The organism is Spongiactinospora sp. TRM90649 (assembly GCF_029382225.1).
Classification (GTDB): Bacteria; Actinomycetota; Actinomycetes; order Streptosporangiales; family Streptosporangiaceae; genus Spongiactinospora.
This window is the reverse complement of the sequence record NZ_JARLTC010000015.1, coordinates 185,373-207,492: the sequence shown is the minus strand read 5'-3', so window position 1 is coordinate 207,492 and position 22,120 is coordinate 185,373. Positions and strand designations below refer to the sequence as shown.

Sequence of the window (22,120 nt, the reverse complement as noted above, 5' to 3'; positions counted from 1 at the left end):
CTCACGGCGACCTCCTCCGTGCTGGCGTTCCGGTGGTCGGCACCGCCGGGCAGGCGGGATGTGAGGCTCGTGTGGGCTTCGGCGGGGAGGATGTCATCCCAGCATCACCGCCCCGACCGCGATGAGGAGGACGCCCGCGAGCACGCCGCTCAGGTAGAGCTGCGCATTGCCGTTCTGGGCGAATCTCAGCAGACCGGACGCGGTGCGCGTGATCCTGCCGGAGCCGCGGACCGCGCCGTCCACGACCTGGGCGTCGGTCGTCACGACCGCGCGGGAGAGCCGCAGCACCGGCCAGACGAACAGCGCGCGGTAGAGGTGATCGACGAAGAACGCCCGTTCGCAGGCCACCCGGAACGGCCCGAGCAGCCGCGCCGGGTCGGCCGCCGGGTCGGCTCGCCACGCGACGTAGGTGACGGTGGCCCCCAGCAGCGCGAGCCCCACCGTGATCGCCGCGGGGCCCCAGTGCACGTCGGTCAGCCCGGCGAAACCGAGCAGCAGCGCGGGCACCGCGAGAACGATGATCGGCGCCCGCATGGACAGCGGGGCCTCCTGGCCGGTGAAGACGTGGGCCGTGCCCGGCGCGGGCTCGGGGAGGGCGGCGGCCCGCGCCTCGCCGAAGAACGTGCGCAGCCAGGCCCGGGTGGCGTAGGCGCCCGTCACGGCGACCGTCGCCAGCGTGCACGCGTAGAGCAGCCAGCCGGCGGCGTCGGTCAGCAGCCCCTCGGCACCCGCCCGCTCGACCGCCACGACGACGGCGTCCTTGCTGAAGAAGCCGCTGGCCGGCGGCAGGCCCATGAGCGCGGCGAAGCCGATCGTCATGGTCACGAAGGTGACCGGCATCGTGCGGCGGAGGCCGCCCATGTCGCGCATCAGGTTGGACCCGACCGCGTGGATCACCGCGCCCGCGCACAGGAACAGCAGCGCCTTGAACGCGCCGTGGGTCAGCAGGTGGAAGACCGCGACGTTCTCCGCGCGGGCGGCCAGCGCCGCCGCCATGTAGGCGAGCTGGCTGACCGTGGAGTAGGCGAGCACCCGTTTCAGGTCGTCTTGCGCGAGGGCGGCCAGCGCCGCGCCCAGCATGCCGAGCGCGGCCAGGACGGCCAGCACGTCGAGGGTCGGGCCCGCCGCCTCGAAGACCGGGAAGAGCCTGGCCACCATGAAGATCCCCGCGGCGACCATGGTGGCCGCGTGGATCAGCGCGCTGATCGGGGTGGGGCCCGCCATGGCGTCGGGCAGCCAGGTGTGCAACGGCACCTGCGCGCTCTTGCCCGCGACACCGGCCAGCAGCAGCATCGTCGCGATGACGAGGGTCGTGGTGGACATCTGCGGGACCCTGTCGATCACGTCGGAGATCCGCAGGCTGCCCGCGCCCACCCCCAGGGTGAACAGGCCGAACAGGAACCCGACGTCGCCCAGCCTGGTGACCAGGAACGCCTTGACCGCCGCGCGGGAGTTGGCCCGGTCTTCCCACCAGTGACCGATCAGGAGGTAGGAGCACAGGCCCATGACCTCCCACCCGACGTAGAGGACGAGCAGGTCTTCCGCGTAGATCACCAGCAGCATCGCGCTGGTGAACAGGCTGATGAACGCGCTGTAGGACGGATAGCGCGAGTCGCCTTCGAGGTAGCCCACGGAGTAGATCTGGACGGCCAGCGCCACCGTGGTCACCAGCAGCCCGACCAGGACCGACAGGTCGGTGACCGCGAGCCCCATCGAGATCGGCAGGGCCCCGGTGTCGATGACGGTGAGCGTGCCCGCCTCGGTGACGCCTTCGTACGGGCCGGTCCACCAGGTGTAGGCCAGCCAGACGGCCAGCGCGACCGAGACGGCGGTGGGGATCACGGCGATCCAGGCGGCGCGGCGGTTGGCGCGTGGATCGGCCGTGCCCGGCGCCCCGCGCGGCCAGCGCGAGCCGAGCAGCCCGGTGACCGCGGCCAGGAACGGCAACAGCATCACCGCGACGGCGGTGACCACGATCATGGCGCTGCCTCCCTGCTCACCTGGACCTGATTCGCGTCCGTGGCCGTCGCCGTCGCCGTGGCCGGGGACGCCGGGGCGGAGGTCGCGGTGCTTCCGCTGGGCGAGGCCGTCGATTCCATGCCTGGGTCGGCGAGTTCGCGCAGGGTGTCGAGCTCGACCGTTCGGCGGTTGCGGTAGAGGGCCAGGACGATGGCCAGGCCCACACCCAGCTCGGCGGCGGCGATCACGATGACGAAGAGGGTGAGGACCTGACCACCGTGCAGCCGGTCTCTCAGCCACACGTCGAAGGCGACCAGGTTGAGGTTGACGGCGTTGAGCATCAGCTCGACCGACATCAGCACCAGGACGGTGTTGCGCCGGGCGAGCACGCCGTACACGCCGATGGAGAACAGGAGGGCGGACACGACGGCGGGATAGACGATGTGCATCAACGCCCCCTGATGTCCGTGCGGGACAGCACGATCGCGCCGATCAAGGCGGCTAGGAGGAGGACGGAGAGCGCCTCGAAGGGCAGCACCCAGTTGCGGAACAGGCTGCTGCCGACCTCGGAGGCGGCCCCCCGGCCCGGGGGCAGATCGGCGTAGGCGGTGCGGAAGCCGTCGATGACGACGGTCACGAGGACGGCGGCCGTGGCGACCGCGACGATCGCGGCGACCAGGCGGTTGCCGCTGTTGAGATCGGCCGAGCGCCCGATCGGGGCGCGGGTGAGCATGAGACCGAACAGCAGGAGGGCCACGACGGCGCCGACGTAGATCAGTACCTGGACCCAGGCGACGAACTCGGCCGTGAGGACGAGGTAGCAGCCCGCGAGCGCGCCGAAGCAGACGACGAGCCAGAGGGCGGCGTGGACGAGCTGTCTGGTTGTCACGACGAGCAGTGCCGATCCGAGTGTCACCGCGCCTAGGAGCAAGAAGACGATCTCTTGCCCGGTCGGCGACAGATATGACGGCACTGCCCCAGTCATCACTCCTCCTCGGAGTCTCGACCGCCGGGATCACCGGCTTGGTCCGGTGGATCGTCCGGCCTTCGCGAAGTAGTTTGACCTCCGCTCGGCTCGCCCGCTGTACTCGAATCGGATTCTGTGGATGACGGCTGGGCGGCCGGACCCCGGCCTGTGGATATCTCGCCGCCGCCCCCGCCGTCATCGTCGCCGCCGTCGTTGGGGGGCCTGGGCCTCGCCGGTTTCGCGGGAAGCGCCCCGGGCGGGCGGATGGCGCGCACGGCCGCATGCCCGGTGGAAGAGGTGCGGCGGGAACGGGGGCCGCCCTCCGGCGCAGCCGGGCCGCCAGAGGGTGGCGCCGCCCCGTCGGCCGGAGCGGGCGCCCCGGCGGTGGGATCGCTGGCAGGACCGGCGATGGGACCAGTGGCGGGAGGTGCCGGGGTGCCCGGCGACGGCGGCGTGGCACCGTCGGCTGTGCGGCGAGCGGGCGGGTCCCCCTGAGCAGAAGCGCCATCCGGGGCAGAAGCACCGCCCTGAGCGGAAGCGCCACCCTGAGCGGAGGTTTCGTCGGCGGTGGGGGCGGAGCCTGTGCCGTCGGGGCGCGCTGAGGGGCCGCCGGCGGTGGGCGGGGGGGTGGAGGGAGGTGATACGGGACCGCTGGAGGCCGTGCCCACCGGCGCTCTAACGGCCCGGGTGGGGCGAGGGGGGCGGGAGGCGGCGGCGAGTTCCTTTGGGGGCTCGGCCGTGGGGTCGTGCGGGGGCGGTGGGGGGACGGTGTCCATCCACGTTCGCAGGCGGTCCTTCTCGTGGAGGAGGTTGCGGATGTCGTGTTCCGCGTACTCGAACTCAGGGGACCAGAACAGCGCGTCGAACGGGCAGACCTCGATGCAGATCCCGCAGTACATGCACAGCGAGAAGTCGATCGCGAAGCGGTCAAGGACGTTGCGGGCCCTGGGACGGCCGCCCTCGGGGGCCGGCAGGGTCTCCTTGTGCGAGTCGATGTAGATGCACCAGTCGGGGCACTCACGGGCGCAGAGCATGCAGACCGTGCAGTTCTCCTCGACGAGCGCGATCACGCCACGGCTGCGCGGCGGCAGGTCGGGTCTAACCTCGGGGTACTGCTGGGTGACCGACCTCTTCAGCATGTGCCGCAGCGTGACGGACAGCCCCTTGGCCAGTCCCACTCCCGGTATGTGCGCCACGATTCAACATCATGACGCACCTTGCCCCGAAGGTGAATGTGCACATCACTTGTCCCCAGGTTTTCCACAGCATCCTTGACCAACAGATGGGGTTTTCCACACCCATGGGGACAACCAACACAGTTATCCACAGACATATCCACAGGCAAGACGGTTATCCACAGACCTTCAGACGAGAAGGACCTTTACCAGACCGGTGAGGGCGAGCTGGCCGAGGGCGAGCGGGACGAGCCCCATCCACGCCAGCTTCTGCAACTGGTCCTCGCGCAGCCGGGGATAGCTGACCCGCAGCCAGATCACCACGAACGACAGCAGTGCCACCTTGATCAGCATCCACAGGGGGCCGGGCAGCAGCGGGCCGTGCCAGCCGCCCAGGAAGAGCACGGCCGTCAGCGCGGAGAGCACCACGATGCCGACGTACTCGGCCAGCATGAACAGCGCGAAGCGCATGCCGGTGTACTCGGTCATCGGACCCATGATCAGCTCGGACTCGGCGATCGGCATGTCGAACGGCGGACGGCGCAGCTCCGCCAGCCCGGCCACGAAGAAGACGAACGCCCCTGCCGCCTGCCAGGGCAGCCACCACCACTGCCACGCCTCGACGATGCCCGACAGCGACAGCGTCCCGGCGGCCATCGCGACCGAGGACGCGGCGAGCACCAGCGGCAGCTCGTAGGACATGAGCTGGGCCGCCGCGCGCATGCCGCCCAGCACGGAGTACTTGTTGCCCGACGACCAACCGGCCATGATCGCGCCGAGCACGCCGACGCCCATCACCGCGAGCACGAAGAACAGCCCGGCGTCGAGTTCGGCGCCGACGAGCCCGGGGCCGATCGGGATGGCGATCATGATCACCAGGTACGGCACCAGCGCGACGCCGGGGGCCAGCGCGAACACCCACCGGTCGGCCGCCCTCGGGATGACGTCCTCTTTCTGCATGAACTTCACGCCATCGGCGATGAGCTGGGCCCAGCCGTGGAAGCGCCCGGCGTACATGGGGCCGAGACGGGCCTGCATGTGCGCCATGACCTTGTGCTCGGCCTGGCCCACGATCAACGGCAGCAGCAGGAAGGCGACGACGATCGAGACGAGCCGGATCAGGACGTCGAGCACCTCAGCCATCGCGGCCCCAATCAACGGGAACACCGGGGGGTAGGGTCTTGCGCCTGCTCGGCGCGCCGTGGTCGGACTCGCCGGGCTCCTTGGCGCCCGGCCATGGCTTGGCCACGCGGGCGGCCAGGATGAAGTCCTTGCGCAGCGGATGGCCCTCGAAGCCGTCGGGGAGCAGCAGCGGCACCAGGTTCGGGTGGCCGTCGAAGACGACGCCGAACATCTCGAAGGTCTCCCGCTCGTGCCAGTCGGCCCCCCGGTAGACGTCGGTCACGCTGGGCAGCCGGGGGTCGTCGCGCGGGATGGAGGTGCGCGCCAGCAGGTGGGCGCGGGCCTGCGGGTCGTAGAGGTGGGCGACCACTGAGAACGCCTCGGGCGGGTCGTCCACGCCGGTCAGCCAGTCGAAGAACACGCAGCCCAGCTCGTCGCGGGCGAACGTCAGCAGGTCGTGCCACAGCTCGGCGGGGACGTCGGCGGTGATCTCGCCGAAGGTCTCCGTCACCTGGACGAGCTCCCCGAACCGCCCGGCCAGGGGCTCGGCGAAGTCGCGGCTCATCGCCGGACCTCGCTCATCCGCTGAACCCCGATCATCCGCTGGACCCCGAGTCACTGCTGGACCTCTCCCCCGTTGTGGGACCGCGCCCAGACGTAACGGTCGCTCAGCGACTCGCCCGCGATGCGCTCCTGGAGCTTGATGATGCCGTGCAGCAGGGACTCGGGCCTGGGCGGGCAGCCGGGCACGTAGACGTCGACCGGGATGATCTGGTCGACGCCGTTGGTGACGGCGTAGGAGTCCCAGTACGGCCCGCCGGAGTTGGAGCACGCGCCGAACGAGATCACGTACTTCGGGTCGGGCATCTGCTCGTACAGGCGCTTGACGGCGGGCGCCATCTTGTCCGTCACCGTGCCCGAGACGATCATCAGATCAGCCTGCCGGGGCCCGTTGGCGAACGGGATCACCCCGAACCTGATGAAGTCGTGCCTGCTCATCGAGGTGGCGATGAACTCGATCGCGCAGCAGGCCAGGCCGAAGTTGAACACCCACAGCGAGTAGCGCCGCCCCCAGTTGAGGATGAACCGCATGGGCTTGGGGGCGAGGCGCGACACCGGCCCCACGGTGGGCATCGGCAGATCCGCCATGGGCTTCGATCTCCTTCCGTCAGGCCGCCGCGGTGGTGCCGGCGGGGGTCAAGTCCAGGCGAGCACGCGTTTGCGCCAGGCGTACAGGATGCCGAGGGCGATGAAGCCCAGGAAGAGGAACATCTCCACCAGCGTGGTCATCCCGAAGCCCGGTGCGGCGTAGACGGTCGCCCAGGGAAAGAGGAAGACGGCGTCAACCGCGAACACCACATAAAGGTACGTGAACACGTAGTAGCGGACCTGCGACTGCGCCCAGCCCTCGCCCACGGGGTCGATGCCGCACTCGTAGGTGGTCAGCTTCTCGGCGGTGGGGCGGGTGGGCCTGAGCAGCCGGTTGACCGTCAGCGCGCCCGCCACGACGACGGCGCCGATCGCGAACAGGACGACGACCAGCGCGTAGGAGCCGAAGTATCCGCCCATGGGGCGATCGTAACCCCGGGGCCCCCGCTTTCCCAGATTCCCTGGGCCCCTCTCCCTTCCCCGGGGCGCCGTTCCCGGCCACTGCCAACATCCGGACACGCCGGGTAAAAGGACCTCCCCGCATCCGCTCAAGTCATGACAAGTCGCCATAAATCGGTACACGCCATCTCTAATCTGACCTCCATGCGCACGCGATTCGCCGGAGGAATCGCCCTGCTCACCGTGATCGCGGCCGGTTGCGGTGGACTCGCCGCCTCCCCCACCGACCCCGCCGACGGCCCCTTGCCATCGGACCCCACGATGATGGACTTCGCCGACCCCTCCCGGGTGGACGGCCTGACCACACGCACCCTCGCGAGCCACCTCACGAGCACCAACGGACGCCGCGTCCACATCACCTACCCGAGCATCCCCAGCACCCCGGCGCTGACCGACCGGCTCCGCGACGAGGTGACCCGTCAGCTCCGCGAGTTCACCGACTCCACGAGCACCGAGTCCACCGGCGGCCACGCGCCCGAGTTCAACGTGGAGTGGCGGCTCGCCGCGGTGTCCCCCGACGTGATCGGGGTACGCCTGCGCTCCGGCACCCTCGCGGGCCGTCCGTGGACCAACGCCACCCGCACCCTCTGGTACCACCAGCCGTCCAGGCGTGCCCTGGACTCCACCGGCCTGCTCAAGGACTCCGCCGCGCTGGCCGTCCTCGCCGGGAAGGTGCGGCAGCGCCTGGCCCCCCGCGCCCCCGCCGTGAACATGACATCGATCACGCCGGTCCCGTCCATGTTCGACTCCATCGCCTTCAACCGCGACGGGGACCTCGTGGTCGAGTTCGACGACGGTCAGGTGGCGCATCCCTCGCTGGGACGCGTCGCGGTCGCCGTGCCCCGCGAGGAGGCCGATCCGCTGCTCTCGGCGGTCGGCAGGCGCGCCCGGCAGGCGGCCGTGGAGGCGCCCCGGCAGATGATCACCCCGCCGCCGGTCCAGGCGTTCGACGACCGCCCGCCGAAGGCGCGGAGCGTCACCGCGGGCTCGGTGGACTGCGCCGAGGCCAAGTGCGTGGCGCTGACCTTCGACGACGGCCCCGGCCCGCACACCGACCGGCTGCTGTCGATCCTGGCCGAACACGGCGCGCGGGCCACGTTCTTCACCCTGGGCTCCAACGCGGCGGCCCAGCCGGGCACGCTCCGGCGGATGCGCGACGGCGGGCACCTCGTGGCCAACCACTCCTGGTCGCACCGGGACCTCGGCGCGCTGTCCGGCTCGCTGCTGTCCGACCAGCTCGCACGCACCCAGAGCGCGGTGGACGCGGCCCTGGGGCAGGTGCCGACGCTGATGCGCCCGCCGTACGGCTCGGCGGGGACGGAGGTCGCCAAGGTGGCCGAGCAGATGGGCCTGAGCGTCGTGGAGTGGAGCGTGGACACGCGCGACCTGGCCGACCGTGACCCGGAGGCCATCGCGCGACGCGCCGTCGCGGGGGCCGAACCGGGGGCCGTCATCCGTCTGCACGACGTCTACCGCGAGACGGTGGACGCGCTGCCCGCCGTCCTGACCGGGCTGCGCGAGCGCGGGTTCGTCCTGGTGACCGTTCCGGAGTTGGACGGATTGCACGCGATGGAGCCCGGACGGACCTACTATGCGGGAAGGGCCGCGACATCGACGGCGCCGAGCCCGCACGCGAGTGGTCGCCCGCAGGGCGCGAGCAGCCCCTGACAAGACACGGGCGTCCGCCCATGCACCGGCGACGCGCCCGACACGACGCATACCCCTGATCGGCGACGCGCCGGGCCCGGCGCGCGCTCCATCGGCCACGCGCCGAGCCCGGCGTGTGCGACCTGGGCGGCTTCGGGCGCGCGGCGAGGCACCGGTCCCGTAGCCGTCCATCCTTCGGGGGGTCATATAGTTAGGCCTCGTGACCCGAACCGTCCTTTTCGCTCGCCTGCACGTGGACCTGTGCCGGCTGGCGTCGGGGCTGTGTCGCGGCTATCTCCTGCGGTCGTGACAGCGCCGACGTCGGCGTATCGGCACGGAACCGCACGAAAGACGGCCTTGTTGCGTCCTGCGACGGCCCCGAAGCGGTCCGAGCACGACACCCCGGCCTCGCACAGCACCACGCACCCCGAGCACCCCAGTTCCACCCGCTATCAGTGAGCCGACGGCCCCGGAGGGCCTGCGACGTACGTCACACTCCTCCGCAGAGTGGAACGCGAACGAGATACGCGCCATCCCAAGGGATCTAGCATGGAACCGAAGAACATGCCGCGAGCAACGGCGCCCAAGCGCGTCGAGGAGGACTGAGCTGTGACCAAGCAGGTTCAGCAACTCGACCGCGTGATCATCCGGTTCGCCGGTGACTCCGGCGACGGCATGCAACTCACCGGCGACCGCTTCACCGCGGAGACCGCCGAGTTCGGCAACGACCTGTCCACGCTGCCCAACTTCCCGGCGGAGATCCGCGCCCCGGCAGGCACGCTGCCGGGCGTCTCCAGCTTCCAGCTGCACTTCGCCGACCACGACATCCTCACTCCGGGTGACGCGCCCAACGTGCTGGTCGCGATGAACCCGGCGGCGCTCAAGGCCAACCTCGGCGACCTGCCGCGCGGCGCCGACATCATCGTCAACACCGACGAGTTCACCAAGCGCAACCTGGCCAAGGTGGGCTACGCGGCCAGCCCCGTCGACGACGACTCGCTGGCGGAGTGGCGGGTCCACGCCGTACCGCTGACCTCGCTGACGGTCGGGGCGCTCGACGGCTTCGAGATCTCCAAGAAGGACGCCGAGCGGGCCAAGAACATGTTCGCCCTCGGCCTGCTCTCGTGGCTCTACCACCGGCCCACCGAGGCGACGATCAAGTTCCTGGAGACCAAGTTCGCCAAGATGCCGGTGATCGCCAAGGCCAACGTCGCGGCGTTCCAGGCCGGGTGGAACTACGGCGAGACCACCGAGTCGTTCTCGGTCTCCTACGAGATCAAGCCGGCTCGCCTGGAGCCGGGCGTCTACCGCAACATCTCCGGCAACCAGGCCCTGGCCTACGGGCTGATCGCGGGCTCGGTGCAGTCGGGGCTACCGCTGTTCCTGGGCTCCTACCCGATCACCCCGGCGTCCGACATCCTGCACGAGCTGTCCAGGCACAAGCGCTTCGGCATCCGCACCTTCCAGGCGGAGGACGAGATCGCCGGTGTGGGGGCCGCCCTCGGCGCGTCCTTCGGCGGCTCGCTGGGCGTCACCACCACCAGCGGCCCCGGCGTCGCGCTGAAGGCCGAGACCGTCGGCCTCGCGGTGACCACCGAGCTGCCGCTGATCGTGGTCGACGTGCAGCGCGCGGGGCCGAGCACCGGAATGCCGACCAAGACCGAGCAGGCCGACCTGCTGATGGCCATGTTCGGCAGGAACGGCGAGTCGCCGGTGCCGATCGTGGCGCCCGCCACCCCGAGCGACTGCTTCCACGCTGCCATCGAGGCCACCCGGATCGCGGTGACCTACCGCACGCCGGTGATCCTGCTCTCCGACGGCTACCTGGCCAACGGCTCCGAGCCGTGGCGGATCCCCGACGTCTCCACGCTGCCGGTGATCGAGCCCGGGTTCGCCGCCGGGCCGAACGGGGCCGACGGCGAGACCTTCGAGCCGTTCCGGCGCGACCCGGAGACGCTGGCTCGGCCGTGGGCCGTCCCCGGCACGCCCGGTCTGGAGCACCGGATCGGCGGCATCGAGAAGGCCGATATCACCGGCAACATCTCCTACGACCCGGACAACCACGACACGATGGTCCGGCTCCGGCAGTCCAAGATCGACGGCATCGACGTGCCCGACCTGGAGGTCGACGACCCCGACGGCGACGCCCGCGTGCTGGTGCTCGGCTGGGGCTCGACCTACGGGCCGATCGCCGCGGCGGCGCGGCGCGTGCGCCGGGCGGGCGGCAAGGTCGCCCAGGCCCACCTGCGTCACCTCAACCCGCTGCCCGCCAACACCGGCGAGGTGCTCAAGTCCTACGACAAGGTGCTCCTTCCGGAGATCAACCTCGGCCAGCTCGCGCTGCTGCTGCGCGCCCGCTTCCTGGTCGACGTCATCAGCTACAACCGAGTGCGCGGCCTCCCGTTCAAGGCGGAGGAGCTGGCCGGAGTGATCCAGGACGTGATCGACAGTGAGTGAGACCACCCTCAACGGGCGCGGGCTGTCGCTGGTGCCCAAGTCCGACGCCAAGCAGACCATGAAGGACTACAAGTCCGACCAGGAGGTCCGCTGGTGCCCGGGCTGCGGTGACTACGCGATCCTCGCGGCCGTGCAGAGCTTCGTCCCCGAGCTGGGGCTGAAGCGGGAGAACATGGTGTTCGTCTCCGGCATCGGCTGCTCCTCCCGGTTCCCGTACTACATGAACACCTACGGGTTCCACTCGATCCACGGCCGCGCGCCCGCGATCGCGACCGGTCTGGCGGCCTCCCGTCCCGACCTGAGCGTGTGGGTGATCACCGGTGACGGCGACGCGCTGTCGATCGGCGGCAACCACCTGATCCACGCGCTGCGCCGCAACGTCAACGTCAACATCCTGCTGTTCAACAACAGGATCTACGGTCTGACCAAGGGCCAGTACTCCCCCACCTCCGAGGTCGGGAAGATCACCAAGTCCACGCCGATGGGGTCGCTGGACAAGCCGTTCAACCCGATCTCGCTGGCCGTCGGCGCGGAGGCCACCTTCGTGGCGCGCACCCTCGATTCCGACCGCAAGCACCTGCAGTCGGTGCTGCGTCAGGCGGCCGAGCACCAGGGCACCTCGCTGGTGGAGATCTACCAGAACTGCAACATCTTCAACGACAACGCCTTCGAGCAGCTCAAGGACCCCGAGGTCCGCGACGACATCACGCTGCGCCTCGAGCACGGGCAGCCGATCGTCAGCGCCTCAAAGGCGGTGCGGCGCGCTTCGAACGGCGCCCTTGAGGTCGTGGACCGGGCCTCCATCCCGGCGGAGGAGATCCTCGTCCACGACGCGCACGCGGCCGACCCGTCGGTGGCGTTCGCGCTGTCCAGGCTCGACGAGCCCGCGTTCGAGCACGTGCCGGTGGGGGTCTTCCGCAGTGTGGACCGTCCCTCCTACGACGAGCTGATGGCCGACCAGCTCGACCGCGCCGTGCACGGCAAGGGCCCCGGCGAGCTGCGCGACCTGCTGCTCGGCGGAGACACCTGGCGCATCGGCTGACGGAAGAGTTCCCATGACCGCCATCCCGAAGGCGCTGTCCATCGCCGGTACCGACCCGAGCGGCGGGGCGGGCGTCCAGGCCGACCTGAAGGCGTTCTCCGCCCTCGGCGCGTACGGCATGACGGTGATCACGGCGCTGGTCGCACAGACGACCACCGGGGTGCGGTCCATTCACGAGGTTCCGGCGGAATTCGTCACCGAGCAGCTCGACACGCTGCTCACCGACGTGCCCGCCGACACCGTGAAGATCGGGATGCTGAGCGACTCGCGGGTGATCCGCGCGGTCGCGTCGGCGCTGCGCACGTACGGCCCGCCGTACGTCGTGCTCGATCCGGTCATGGTGGCCAAGAGCGGTGACCGGCTCCTCGCCGAAGAGGCCGTGGCCTCGCTGCGCGAGGAGCTGCTCCCGCTGGCCGACCTGATCACGCCGAACCTGCCGGAGGCCGCCGACCTGCTCGGCGAGCCCGAGGCCAAGACCCTGACGGAGATGCACGAGCAGGCGCGACGGCTGCGCGAGCTGGGCGCGCGACGGGTCCTGCTCAAGGGCGGCCACCTCGACGGCGACATCTGCGTCGACGTGCTGCTGACCGAGGACGGCGAGACCGAGCTGTCGGCGCCGCGCGTCACGACCCGCAACACGCACGGCACCGGCTGCACGCTGTCGTCCGCCATCGCGGCGCTGCGCCCGCGCCACGACGACTGGCCCGGCGCGGTGCGCGCGGCCAAGGAGTATCTGACGGGCGCCCTCCGCGCCGCCGACACGCTGAACGTCGGCCACGGCCGGGGACCGGTCCACCACTTCCACGCCCTCTGGCCGTGATCCTCCGCTGAGGGCCCTGCTGGGGGCCTGGCTCGGTCCAGCGTGAGCGATTGGCAGGAAAGCGCGGTATTTGGCATTGCCCCGCCTTGTCGTGCCGTCGGCCACCCGTGACGCTGGCTCGTGCCGTCCGATCCCCAGCAGATAGAGGAAGCTCTTGCGCATCCATTCCGGCGTGCTCACCGTCGCCTTGGCCGTGACCGCCCTCCTGGCGGCCCCCCAGGGAGCGTACGCCGACAAGATATGGCGCCCCGGCCCCGACACCACCTGGCAGTGGCAGATCGTGGGGAAGATCCCCAAGACCTTAGAAAAGGTTGATATGTACGACATCGACCTAGAGGCCGCGGTCCCCTCCGCCCGCACCGTGAACGTCCCCGGATTCGGCGGCGTGAAGTGGAAGGCCGGCGAGAACGCCGGGGTCATCGACCGGATCCACGCCGCCGGGAAGGTGGCGATCTGCTACCTCGACACCGGGGCGTACGAGTCGTACCGGCCGGACGCCAAGCTGTTCCCCAAGCAGGTCATCGGCGCGAACACCGGCTGGGACGACGAGAACTGGCTCGACATCCGGCCCGAGTCGGCGAGCAAGTTCGCGCCGATCATCTGGGCGCGCCTCGACCTGGCCAAGCAGATCGGCTGCGACGGCGTCGAGCCCGACCAGAACAACCCGCTCGGCAACTCGCCGGGCTTCCCCATCACGGCCGCGCACCAGAAGGCGTGGTACCTCCAGGTCGCCCGCCAGGCGCACGCCCGGGGCCTCAGCGTCGGCATGAAGAACGGTGTCGAGGTCATCGACCGGGACACGGTCGCGGCGTTCGACTGGGCCCTGAACGAGGAGTGCTTCTACTACTCCGAGTGCGACGAGGTCAAACCGTTCATCGACGCGGGCAAGGCGGTCTTCCAGACCGAGTTCGTGGACGTCTGGAAGGACAAGAAGGTGAACACCGTGGCGAAGGTGCGCCAGCGCGTGTGCTCCTCCTCCCGCACCCACCGCTTCGCCACCCTCATCAAGTCCGAGGTGCCCGACCGCACGTTCCAGACCTGCTAGCGACCCCTTCCATTCCCCGCTCCGGCCCGTAGGATCTGCGTCGTGGGCGACCACGGACTCCTGCGGGCCGGGCTCCTGCCGGCCCTGGCGCTGACCGGATGCACCCCGGCGGGCGCGCCCGAGAGCACCCCCGGCGATGTCCGGCCAACCGTTCAGGAAACCGCCACCCGCGATTACGGTGGATTTCCCAATGCGCACACCACCGGAGTCCGCCCGGGGAAAAGGCTTTCCGCCGTTATCGGCGACCGGGAGTTCGCGACCGACGGCCAGGTGATCGAAGGCCGCGAATTCCTCGGATTCGTCACGGTCACCGGAAAGAACATCACGTTCGTCGACTGCGTTTTCCGCGGCGGCCCGACCGTGAGACCGCGTCCGCTTCTGGACACCGAGGCCGGCGACGGCACCGTGGTGCGCGACTCGGAGTTCACCCCGGCGGCGCCGTCGGCGCTGATCGACAATCGGTTCGGCCGCCAGTCGTTTTACGACCGCCCGATTCTGCTGAGCACCCGGTCGCGGCTGGCCGAGAATTCGGGAAATGTGTGGCACGACGATGAGACACCTATTCCACCCCCGGAACAGCACGACTAATCTGAGTCCTCCGGCATGAAACCGCGTCGAGGAGGATCTGAATGGCCCCTGCCGAGGGACCATACGACTGGTACGGCAAGCGGGTGCTCGTCACCGGCGCCACCGGGTTCGTCGGCGGCCGACTGGCCGCCCGGCTGGGCTCGCTGGACGCCGAGGTGCACGCCGTCAGCCGCCGGCCGCAGCCCCAGGCGTCGGGCGAGGTGTGGCACACCGCCGACCTCACCGACCCGGAGGCCGCCGGGAACCTGATCAGGTCGGCGCGGCCCGACGTGCTGTTCCACCTGGCCAGCGAGGTCTCGGGAACCCGCGACGCCAACGCGGTGCTGCCGACGCTGCACGCCAACCTGGGCGCGGCGGTGAACCTGCTCACCGCGGTCGCCACCACCCGGCCGGGCACCAGGGTGGTGCTGGCGGGGTCGGTGGAGGAGTCCCGGGAGGGCGACGCCACGCCCTGCTCGCCGTACGCGGCGGCGAAGACGGCGGCGACCTCCTACGCGCGGATGTTCCACGGACTGTGGGGGGTGCCGGTCTCGGTCCTCCGGGTGGCCATGGTCTACGGGCCGGGCAACGACGAGCCGCGGCGGCTGGTGCCGTACGTGACGCGGGCGCTGCTGCGCGGCGAGGACCCCGCGCTGTCCAGCGGCACCCGGCTGATCGACTGGGTCTACGTCGAGGACGTGGTGGACGCGTTCCTCGCCGCCGCGGCGGCCGAGAAGGCGGCGGGAGGCGTCTTCGACGTCGGCGCGGGCGAACGGGTGTCGATCAGGGAGACCGTCGAACGGCTGGCCCGGATCGTCGGCGGCTCGGGACGCCCGAACTTCGGCGCGCTGCCGGACCGCCCGCTGGACAACCCGCAGATCGCCGACATCGCGAGCGCCGAGGAGGTGCTGGGCTGGAGCCCGGCGACGCCGCTCGGCGACGGGCTGCGGGCCACGGTCGCCTGGTACGCGGACCGTTCCCGTGACGCGGCGGCGAGTGTGTAACACGGGACGCCGCGCGTCCCGATATGACGGTGGAGTCGGGGATATGAGGGTGGGGTCGATGACGAGTTCGATCGTCAATGTCACTGTGCATGGAATCGGCCCTGCCGTACGCGAACTGGACCCCGACGAGGATCTGACCTGGGTCGACGTCGAGCGGTTCGAGCGGGTGCTCGACTCGGTGATGGGCCGGAGCGACGTCCGGATCACCTTCGACGACGGCAACGCCTCCGACCTGGAGATCGCGCTGCCGCGCCTGCTCGAACGCGGGCTGACCGCGGAGTTCTTCGTGCTGGCGGGCCTGCTCGGCGAGCCGGGACGGCTCGACGCCGACGGCGTGCGCGAGCTGCTAGGCGCGGGCATGCGGATCGGCTCGCACGGCTGGGCGCACCGCGACTGGCGGCGGCTCGCCCCCAAGGAGATCGAACCGGAGCTCGTCGACGCCTGCCGGGTGCTCGCCGAGCTGACCGGGCGGCCCGTGTCGAGGGTGGCCATCCCGTTCGGCTCCTACGACCGGCACGTCCTGCGGCGGCTGCGCGACGTGAAGGTCACCCGGGCCTACACCAGCGACGGCGGACGGACGAGCCCGGGCACGTGGCTGCAGGCCCGCACCAGCCTGCGGCACGATCTCGACCAGCCCTGGATCGACAGGGTCCTGGACGGCAGGCCATCGGTCACCGGCCGCGCCCGCGCATCGGCGGCGCGCGCCTTCAAGCGGTTACGCGGCTGAGGGAGCAGCGTTGTCCGAACCAACAGCGGATCACGGCGTGTCACGGGTCGCCGTGGTCATCGTGACCTACAACAGCGCCGACGTCATCGAGGGATGCCTGGCGTCCCTCCCCGACGGGGCCAAGGGCGCGCGCCTTTCCGGCGTCGTGGTGGCGGACAACGCCTCCAAGGACGAGTCGGCGGCCATCTCCGACCGGATGGCGGGCCCCGGCCTGCCGGTCCGGACGGTCCAGGTCGGCAGGAACGCGGGCTACGCGGCGGCCATCAACGCCGGGGTCGCCGCCCTCGATCTCGACGCCCTCGACGCCATCCTGGTGCTCAACCCGGACTGCCGGGTGCGGCCGGGCTCGCTGGCCGTCCTGGCGGAGGCGCTGCGCCCGGAGGGGCGCGGGATCACCGCGCCCAGGCTGCTCAACCCGGACGGCTCGCTGCAGCCCTCGCTGCGCCGCACGCCGACGATCCTGCGGGCGCTGATCGAGTCGGTGATCGGCGGCAACCTTGCGGGCCGGATCGGCTCGCTGGGCGAGCTGGTCACCGATCCCCGCCACTACGAGGGCCCGGACGGCGCCGAGTGGGCGTGGGCGACCGGCGCGGCCATGATGATCTCCGCGAAGGCGTGGCGCGAGGTCGGCCCCTGGGACGAGTCGTTCTTCCTCTACAGCGAGGAGACCGAGTTCACCCTGCGGGCGGCCGACCTGGGCTGGACGCTCTGGTACGAGCCGAGCGCGGTGATCGAGCACATCGGCGGCGACTCGGGGGTCAACCCGGCGCTCGCCGCGCTGCTCGTGGTCAACAAGGTCAGGTTGTTCCGGCGCCGCCATGGATCGATCCCGGGCGCGATCTACTACCTGGCGGTGATCCTGGGCGAGGCGGTGCGCGCGCTGACGGGCCGCCGCACCTCACGCGAGTCGGTCGCGACGCTGCTGCGGCCCTCACGCCGCCTTCAGGCACAGGCGGGTTGATGACCATCACGAGCATCCGCACGCTCCCCTACGACGCGCTCGGCGCCGAGGAGCTGGACTCCTGGCACACGCTCAGGAGCGCCAACCCCGCGCTGGACAGCCCGTACTTCCACCCGGGGTTCGCCGCCGCCGTGCACGCGAGCGGGGCCGAGGTGCTCGTCGCGGTCGCCCGCGACGAGGGGGGCAAGGTCCGGGCGCTGCTGCCGCACCATCGCGAGCGCGCCCTGATCAGGCCCGTGGGCTGGCCTGGCGCCGACTTCCAGGCGCCGATCATGGAGCCGGGGTGCGCCTTCCCGGTCGCGAAGCTGCTGGCCAAGGGAGTGCGCCAGTTCGCGTTCGACCACCTGCTCGACGGTCTCGGCGACTTCGAGCCGTGGGTGGAGTCCCGGCGGCCGTCGCCGCACGTGGACACCACCGGGGGCCTGGACGGTTACCTGGGCCGGGCCTCGCGCAGCGGCAAGGACAACATGGGCCAGGCGCGGCGGCGCACCGCCAAGGCCGAGCGCGAGCTGGGCCCGATCCGCTTCGCCGCCGACATCGTGGACGAGTCCGCGCTCGACCAGGTGATCGAGCTGAAGCGGGCGCAGTACGCCGCGACCGGCGCGCGCGACTACTTCGCCACGCCCGGCAGGCGCGAGCTGCTGTCGGCCCTGCTGCACACCCGGGGCACGTCGTTCGCCGGCGTCCTGTCCACCCTGCACGCGGGCCCGCACCTGCTGGCGGCGCACTTCGGGATGCGCTCGGACGGCGTGCTGCACTGGTGGTTCCCGGTCTACGACCCGGCCCGTTCCAACCTGGCGCCGGGCTGGATCCTGCTGCGCGAGCTGGTCGCCGCCGCGCCCGAGCTGGGCGTGACGCGCATCGACCTCGGCCGCGGCGACGACGAGTACAAGCGGCGCGCCAAGACCGGCGAGACCATGGTCTGCCAGGGCATGGTCACCCGGGGAACGGCGGGCCGGTTGGTGCGGCGGGCGGGCGTGGCCGTCACCTCGGCGGTGAAGCGCTCGCCCATCGCCCCGGCGCTGCGGCGGGCCGTGCACGGGCTGAGGTCGCTCAGCCGGTGACCCTGGCCCCGCTCAGCCTGCGTTCCAGCGGGCGTTCGACGATCCGGTACAGCGCCCACGCGGCGGCGACCGCCAGCGCCAGCATGGCCGCGATCCCGGCCAGCGCCAGCGGCGCCTGCGGCTGGTCGCCGGCCAGCCACGCCACCAGCCGGACCACGCTCTGGTGAACCAGGTAGAACGCGAAGGACACCTCACCGAGCCAGACGAGCACCGGCGCGCGCAGCAGCGACCTGCTGCCCCGCACGTCGGCCACGGCCGCGGCGGCGATCAGCACCGCGTACGGCCCGGCCATCCAGGCGACCCACCCCCAGGCGTCCGGCACGTAGGGGACGGTCAGGTAGGCGGCCAGCACCAGCAGTCCGGACGGCAGCAGCCCGGGACCGTGCCAGCGCCCCTCCCTGACCATCACCGCGATCGTCATGCCGAGCGCGAACTCCAGGGCGCGGGTGATCGGGAAGATCCAGACGAACCAGTAGCCGAGGTCCACCGGCAGCGCCAGCGTGGCCAGCGGCACCAGCCAGATCCCGCCGAACATGGCCACCGCGACCGCCCACAGCCGCTTGCCGGGGATGCGCCGGACCAGCGGCAGCAGCAGCGGGAACGCGGCGTAGAAGGCCAGTTCGCAGGACAGCGACCAGGCAGGGGTGTTGCCGCCGAAGTAGTAGGCCTCGTCGGGGAACCACGCCTGGACCAGGAACAGGCCGCTGATCGCGGGACCGGTCCGGAAGACCTCGCCCAGCACGAAGAGGAGCGCGAGGACGCCGATCCAGGTGGCCACGTGGTTGGGCAGCACGCGGGCCGCGCGCCGCCGCCAGAAAGTGGAGGGCCGGGTGCCGGGGCGTGCCGACCAAGTGAGTACCATTCCTGACAGAACAAAGAAGAACGGCACACCTGACGCACCAGCCTCGAATAGCACACCCAAGATCCCCGAAATCACCGGGTCGTCGGTGAGGCCGCTGTGGTGAACGTGGAAGCCGAACACAACGAACGCGGCGAACCATCGTAAACCTGTCAATGATGGGAGCCGAGGCGGTGCTGGTAACGGTACGTCCGCCGATGTCCGGGGCGATCCGGTGTGACTGTCAGCCATTTGATCCCCGAACGGTGAGTGGCAAACTCGTTAATATAACGAACTGTCCGCCGGAACACGTGGTGGACACACTAAATGCTACTATCACCGTACACAATAGCGTGTCCGCTCCATGACACTTACGCATGTTGCATCATCAACCCTATACATCAAAGATGTTCGAATTTGGGTGTAACAAGCGGTTGCCTTGGAACGATATTTGTGTTGGAGTCGGGGGAAGGTAGGAAATTTCACATCCCGCTCCGCGGCCGGCGGCGTGCCGGGGCGACAGAGGGGCGGGACACCGTTGCGGATCAGCGTTTTCGGACTGGGGTACGTCGGCTCGGTTTCGGCCGCCTGCCTGGCTGCACGCGGGCACCAGGTCATCGGGATCGACGTGAACCCGGACAAGGTCGCGCTCATCGCGAGCGGCAAGGCGCCCGTCGTCGAGGAGCGCATCGGCGAGCTGACCGCCGAGATGGTGGAGTCCGGGGCGCTGCGCGCCACCACCGACGTCGCGGCGGCGATCGCCGAGTCGGAGGTGTCGCTGGTGTGCGTGGGCACGCCGTCCGCGCCCAACGGGAGCCTGTCCACCGATCACCTGGAGCGGGTCGCCGAACAGATCGGCGTGGCGCTGGGCGCCCGCGGCCCGCAGGAGCCCCGCCACACCGTGGTCTTCCGCAGCACCATGCTCCCCGGCACCTGCGAGGACCTGCTGATCCCGATCCTCGCCAAGGCCTCCCAGCGCACCCCGGGCGTCGACTTCGGCGTGGCGGTCAACCCGGAGTTCTTACGCGAGGGCACCAGCGTCCGCGACTTCTACGAGCCGCCCAAGACCGTGATCGGCCAGTTCGACGAGCTCAGCGGCGACACGGTCGCCGCGCTCTACGAGGACTTACCCGGCGAGGTGTTCCGGGTGCCGCTCTCCGTCGCTGAAATGACGAAATACGCCGATAACTCGTTCCACGCACTGAAGATCGGCTTCGCCAATGAGCTGGGAGCGGTCTGCCGGGCCCTCGGCCTCGACTCCCACCAGGTCATGGAGATCTTCCTGGCCGACCGGAAGCTGAACGTCAGCCCCGCCTACCTCCGCCCCGGCTTCGCCTTCGGCGGCTCGTGCCTGCCCAAGGACCTGCGCGGCCTCGTCTACGCCGCGCGCCGCGCCGACGTCGCCGTCCCGATCCTCTCCCACGTGCTGTCCTCCAACGAGGAGCACCTGCGCCGCGCCTTCGACCTGATCACCTTGCCAGGGAAGCGGCGGATCGGCCTGTTCGGCCTCTCCTTCAAGCCCGGCACCGACGACCTGCGCGAGAGCCCGCTGGTCGAGCTGGCCGAACGCCTCCTCGGCAAGGGCTACGACCTGCGCATCTACGACGCGAACGTGACGCTGTCGCGGCTCATGGGCGCGAACCGCGCCTACATCGAGGGACGGCTGCCCCACCTCGGCGAACTGCTCACCAACTCCGCCGACGACGTCCTGGCGCACGCAGAGGTCTGCGTCGTCGGCTGCAAGGACCCCGACGTGCTGCGCGTCCTCGGTGACGCGGGCCCCGACCGCACCATCGTCGACCTGATCCGCCTTCCCGACGCGGCCCTGCGCCGGGACCGACCTGGATACGTGGGACTTGGCTGGTAACGCACGCACCACAGGCAAGGCGCTGATCCTTGTCGAGAACCTGTCCGTCCCCTTCGATCGGCGCGTCTGGCAGGAGAGCCTGGCGCTGCGCGACGAGGGCTGGGAGGTGCATGTCATCTGCCCGCAGGGGACCAAGCGCGACACGGAGCCGGAGGCCGAGATCGACGGGGTGCGGATCCACCGCTACCCGCTGCGGGCCGCCACCGGCGGCCCGCTCGGCTATCTGAGCGAGTACGGCCACGCCCTGTGGCACACCTGGCGGCTGGCCCGCCGGGTCGGACGCGTGGACGTCGTCCACGCCTGCAACCCGCCGGACCTGTTCTTCCTGCTCGCGCGGGGGATGAAGCGGCGCGGCGCGCGTTTCGTCTTCGACCAGCACGACCTGGTGCCCGAGCTGTACCTGTCCCGGTTCAACCGTGGCGAGGACTTCCTCTACCGGGCGGTCTGCAACCTGGAGCGCCGGACGTACCGGGCCGCCGACATCGTGATCGCCACCAACGAGAGCTACCGGCAGGTCGCCATGACCAGGGGCGGCAAGCGCCCGGAGGACGTCTTCGTCGTCCGCAGCGCGCCCGCCGTCGAACGGTTCAGGCAGGTGCCCAAGGAGGACGAGCTGCGGCGGGGCAAGCCGCACATGCTCTGCTACCTGGGCGTGATGGGGCCGCAGGACGGCGTGGACTACGCGCTGCGGGCGCTGGCCCGGCTGCGCGACGAGCACGACCGCACCGACTGGCACGCGGTCTTCATCGGCGCGGGCGACACCTTCGACGACATGGTGGCGCTGTCCCGCGAGCTGGGACTGGCCGAGCAGGTGGAGTTCACCGGCCGGATCCCCGACGAGGACCTGCTGCGCTACCTGTCCACCGCCGACGTCTGCCTGTCGCCCGACCCGCTCAACCCGCTCAACGACGTCTCCACGATGAACAAGGTCATGGAGTACATGGCGATGGCCCGGCCGATCGTCTCCTTCGAGTTGCGCGAGGCCCGGGTGTCGGCGGGTGAGGCGGCGCTCTACGCGCCCGGCAACGACGAGTCCGCGTTCGCGAAGCTGATCGTCGAGCTCTTGGACGATCCCGCCGAACGCGCGAGGATGGGCGAGATCGGCCGGCGGCGCGTCGCCGGGCCACTCTCATGGGAGCGTTCTCGGGAGGCGTTGATCTCTGCCTACCGGGCCGCCATGGGCGGAGCCGGACAGGGCCGGCCCGCGTAGCAACCCCTCCGGTACCGCGAGCCAGGAGGGAGGAAGAGAA

Annotated in this window: 20 protein-coding genes and 1 pseudogene; 12 read left to right on the top strand and 9 right to left on the bottom strand. The window is 70.6% G+C overall.

The genetic code is table 11. The features are described 5' to 3' along the window. Positions 1–93: 93 nt before the first annotated feature. The 8 genes and pseudogenes from P3X83_RS20780 to ndhC form a co-directional block, all read right to left on the bottom strand. Positions 94–1,980, bottom strand: coding sequence for an NADH-quinone oxidoreductase subunit L (locus P3X83_RS20780; RefSeq protein WP_277306795.1), 1,887 nt, complete (start codon positions 1,978–1,980; stop codon positions 94–96). A gap of 140 nt (positions 1,981–2,120) precedes the next feature. Continuing rightward, positions 2,121–2,408: pseudogene (gene nuoK, locus P3X83_RS20775) on the bottom strand (NADH-quinone oxidoreductase subunit NuoK); the annotation flags it as partial. Continuing rightward, positions 2,408–2,944: an NADH-quinone oxidoreductase subunit J gene (locus tag P3X83_RS20770; RefSeq protein ID WP_277306793.1), complete on the bottom strand. Its 537-nt coding sequence runs from the start codon at positions 2,942–2,944 to the stop codon at positions 2,408–2,410. The gene P3X83_RS20770 and the pseudogene nuoK, both read right to left, overlap by 1 nt. Next, positions 2,944–4,122, bottom strand: a complete 1,179-nt coding sequence (locus tag P3X83_RS20765; RefSeq protein ID WP_277306792.1) for a 4Fe-4S binding protein — start codon at positions 4,120–4,122, stop codon at positions 2,944–2,946. The genes P3X83_RS20770 and P3X83_RS20765 overlap by 1 nt, the downstream gene beginning before the upstream one ends. A gap of 168 nt (positions 4,123–4,290) precedes the next feature. Continuing rightward, positions 4,291–5,244, bottom strand: a complete 954-nt coding sequence (locus P3X83_RS20760) for a complex I subunit 1 family protein (protein ID WP_277306791.1) — start codon at positions 5,242–5,244, stop codon at positions 4,291–4,293. Beyond that, positions 5,237–5,788: an NADH-quinone oxidoreductase subunit C gene (locus P3X83_RS20755; RefSeq protein ID WP_277306790.1), complete on the bottom strand. Its 552-nt coding sequence runs from the start codon at positions 5,786–5,788 to the stop codon at positions 5,237–5,239. The genes P3X83_RS20760 and P3X83_RS20755 overlap by 8 nt, the downstream gene beginning before the upstream one ends. Positions 5,789–5,838: 50 nt before the next feature. Then, positions 5,839–6,315 (bottom strand): NADH-quinone oxidoreductase subunit B, encoded by a 477-nt coding sequence (locus P3X83_RS20750; protein ID WP_277306820.1) that lies wholly within the window; start codon positions 6,313–6,315, stop codon positions 5,839–5,841. 105 nt (positions 6,316–6,420) lie between these two features. Next, positions 6,421–6,792 (bottom strand): NADH-quinone oxidoreductase subunit A, encoded by a 372-nt coding sequence (gene ndhC, locus P3X83_RS20745; RefSeq protein ID WP_277306789.1) that lies wholly within the window; start codon positions 6,790–6,792, stop codon positions 6,421–6,423. A 183-nt stretch (positions 6,793–6,975) separates the two neighbouring features. Here ndhC and P3X83_RS20740 point away from each other — a divergent pair, with 183 nt between their 5' ends. From P3X83_RS20740 to P3X83_RS20695, 10 genes are all read left to right on the top strand, one after another. Beyond that, the gene (locus tag P3X83_RS20740) at positions 6,976–8,499 is read left to right on the top strand and encodes a polysaccharide deacetylase family protein (protein WP_277306788.1); all 1,524 of its coding nucleotides are present in this window, start codon (positions 6,976–6,978) and stop codon (positions 8,497–8,499) included. 588 nt (positions 8,500–9,087) lie between these two features. Further along, positions 9,088–10,935, top strand: a complete 1,848-nt coding sequence (locus P3X83_RS20735) for a 2-oxoacid:acceptor oxidoreductase subunit alpha (protein WP_277306787.1) — start codon at positions 9,088–9,090, stop codon at positions 10,933–10,935. Then, positions 10,928–11,977 carry a 2-oxoacid:ferredoxin oxidoreductase subunit beta gene (locus P3X83_RS20730; RefSeq protein WP_277306786.1) on the top strand — a complete coding sequence of 350 codons (1,050 nt, stop codon included), beginning with the start codon at positions 10,928–10,930 and terminating at the stop codon, positions 11,975–11,977. Before P3X83_RS20735 ends, P3X83_RS20730 begins: the two co-directional genes overlap by 8 nt. Positions 11,978–11,990: 13 nt before the next feature. Next, on the top strand, positions 11,991–12,797 hold the full coding sequence (thiD, locus tag P3X83_RS20725; protein ID WP_277306785.1) for a bifunctional hydroxymethylpyrimidine kinase/phosphomethylpyrimidine kinase: 807 nt from the start codon (positions 11,991–11,993) through the stop codon (positions 12,795–12,797). Positions 12,798–12,951: 154 nt separating this feature from the next. Then, complete coding sequence (locus P3X83_RS20720) at positions 12,952–13,842, top strand: endo alpha-1,4 polygalactosaminidase (protein ID WP_277306784.1); 891 nt, start codon at positions 12,952–12,954, stop codon at positions 13,840–13,842. Positions 13,843–13,884: 42 nt separating this feature from the next. Continuing rightward, positions 13,885–14,430: a hypothetical protein gene (locus tag P3X83_RS20715; RefSeq protein WP_277306783.1), complete on the top strand. Its 546-nt coding sequence runs from the start codon at positions 13,885–13,887 to the stop codon at positions 14,428–14,430. A 41-nt stretch (positions 14,431–14,471) separates the two neighbouring features. Continuing rightward, positions 14,472–15,413 (top strand): NAD-dependent epimerase/dehydratase family protein, encoded by a 942-nt coding sequence (locus P3X83_RS20710; protein ID WP_277306782.1) that lies wholly within the window; start codon positions 14,472–14,474, stop codon positions 15,411–15,413. 58 nt (positions 15,414–15,471) lie between these two features. Further along, the gene (locus P3X83_RS20705; protein ID WP_277306781.1) at positions 15,472–16,140 is read left to right on the top strand and encodes a polysaccharide deacetylase family protein; all 669 of its coding nucleotides are present in this window, start codon (positions 15,472–15,474) and stop codon (positions 16,138–16,140) included. A 37-nt stretch (positions 16,141–16,177) separates the two neighbouring features. Further along, the gene (locus P3X83_RS20700; protein WP_277306780.1) at positions 16,178–17,101 is read left to right on the top strand and encodes a glycosyltransferase family 2 protein; all 924 of its coding nucleotides are present in this window, start codon (positions 16,178–16,180) and stop codon (positions 17,099–17,101) included. Beyond that, positions 17,101–18,165 carry a GNAT family N-acetyltransferase gene (locus P3X83_RS20695; protein WP_277306779.1) on the top strand — a complete coding sequence of 355 codons (1,065 nt, stop codon included), beginning with the start codon at positions 17,101–17,103 and terminating at the stop codon, positions 18,163–18,165. The genes P3X83_RS20700 and P3X83_RS20695 overlap by 1 nt, the downstream gene beginning before the upstream one ends. On the opposite strand, the gene P3X83_RS20690 is transcribed toward P3X83_RS20695, so the two are convergent. Next, on the bottom strand, positions 18,155–19,255 hold the full coding sequence (locus P3X83_RS20690) for an acyltransferase (protein ID WP_277306778.1): 1,101 nt from the start codon (positions 19,253–19,255) through the stop codon (positions 18,155–18,157). The two genes, P3X83_RS20695 and P3X83_RS20690, sit on opposite strands and share 11 nt — an antisense overlap. A gap of 286 nt (positions 19,256–19,541) precedes the next feature. Between P3X83_RS20690 and P3X83_RS20685 the strand changes: the two genes are divergently transcribed. Together P3X83_RS20685 and P3X83_RS20680 are read left to right on the top strand one after the other, a co-directional pair. Continuing rightward, complete coding sequence (locus P3X83_RS20685; protein ID WP_277306777.1) at positions 19,542–20,870, top strand: nucleotide sugar dehydrogenase; 1,329 nt, start codon at positions 19,542–19,544, stop codon at positions 20,868–20,870. Continuing rightward, entirely contained in the window at positions 20,860–22,080 is a 1,221-nt protein-coding gene (locus tag P3X83_RS20680; RefSeq protein ID WP_277306776.1) for a glycosyltransferase family 4 protein, read from the top strand. Before P3X83_RS20685 ends, P3X83_RS20680 begins: the two co-directional genes overlap by 11 nt. Positions 22,081–22,120 lie beyond the last annotated feature (40 nt).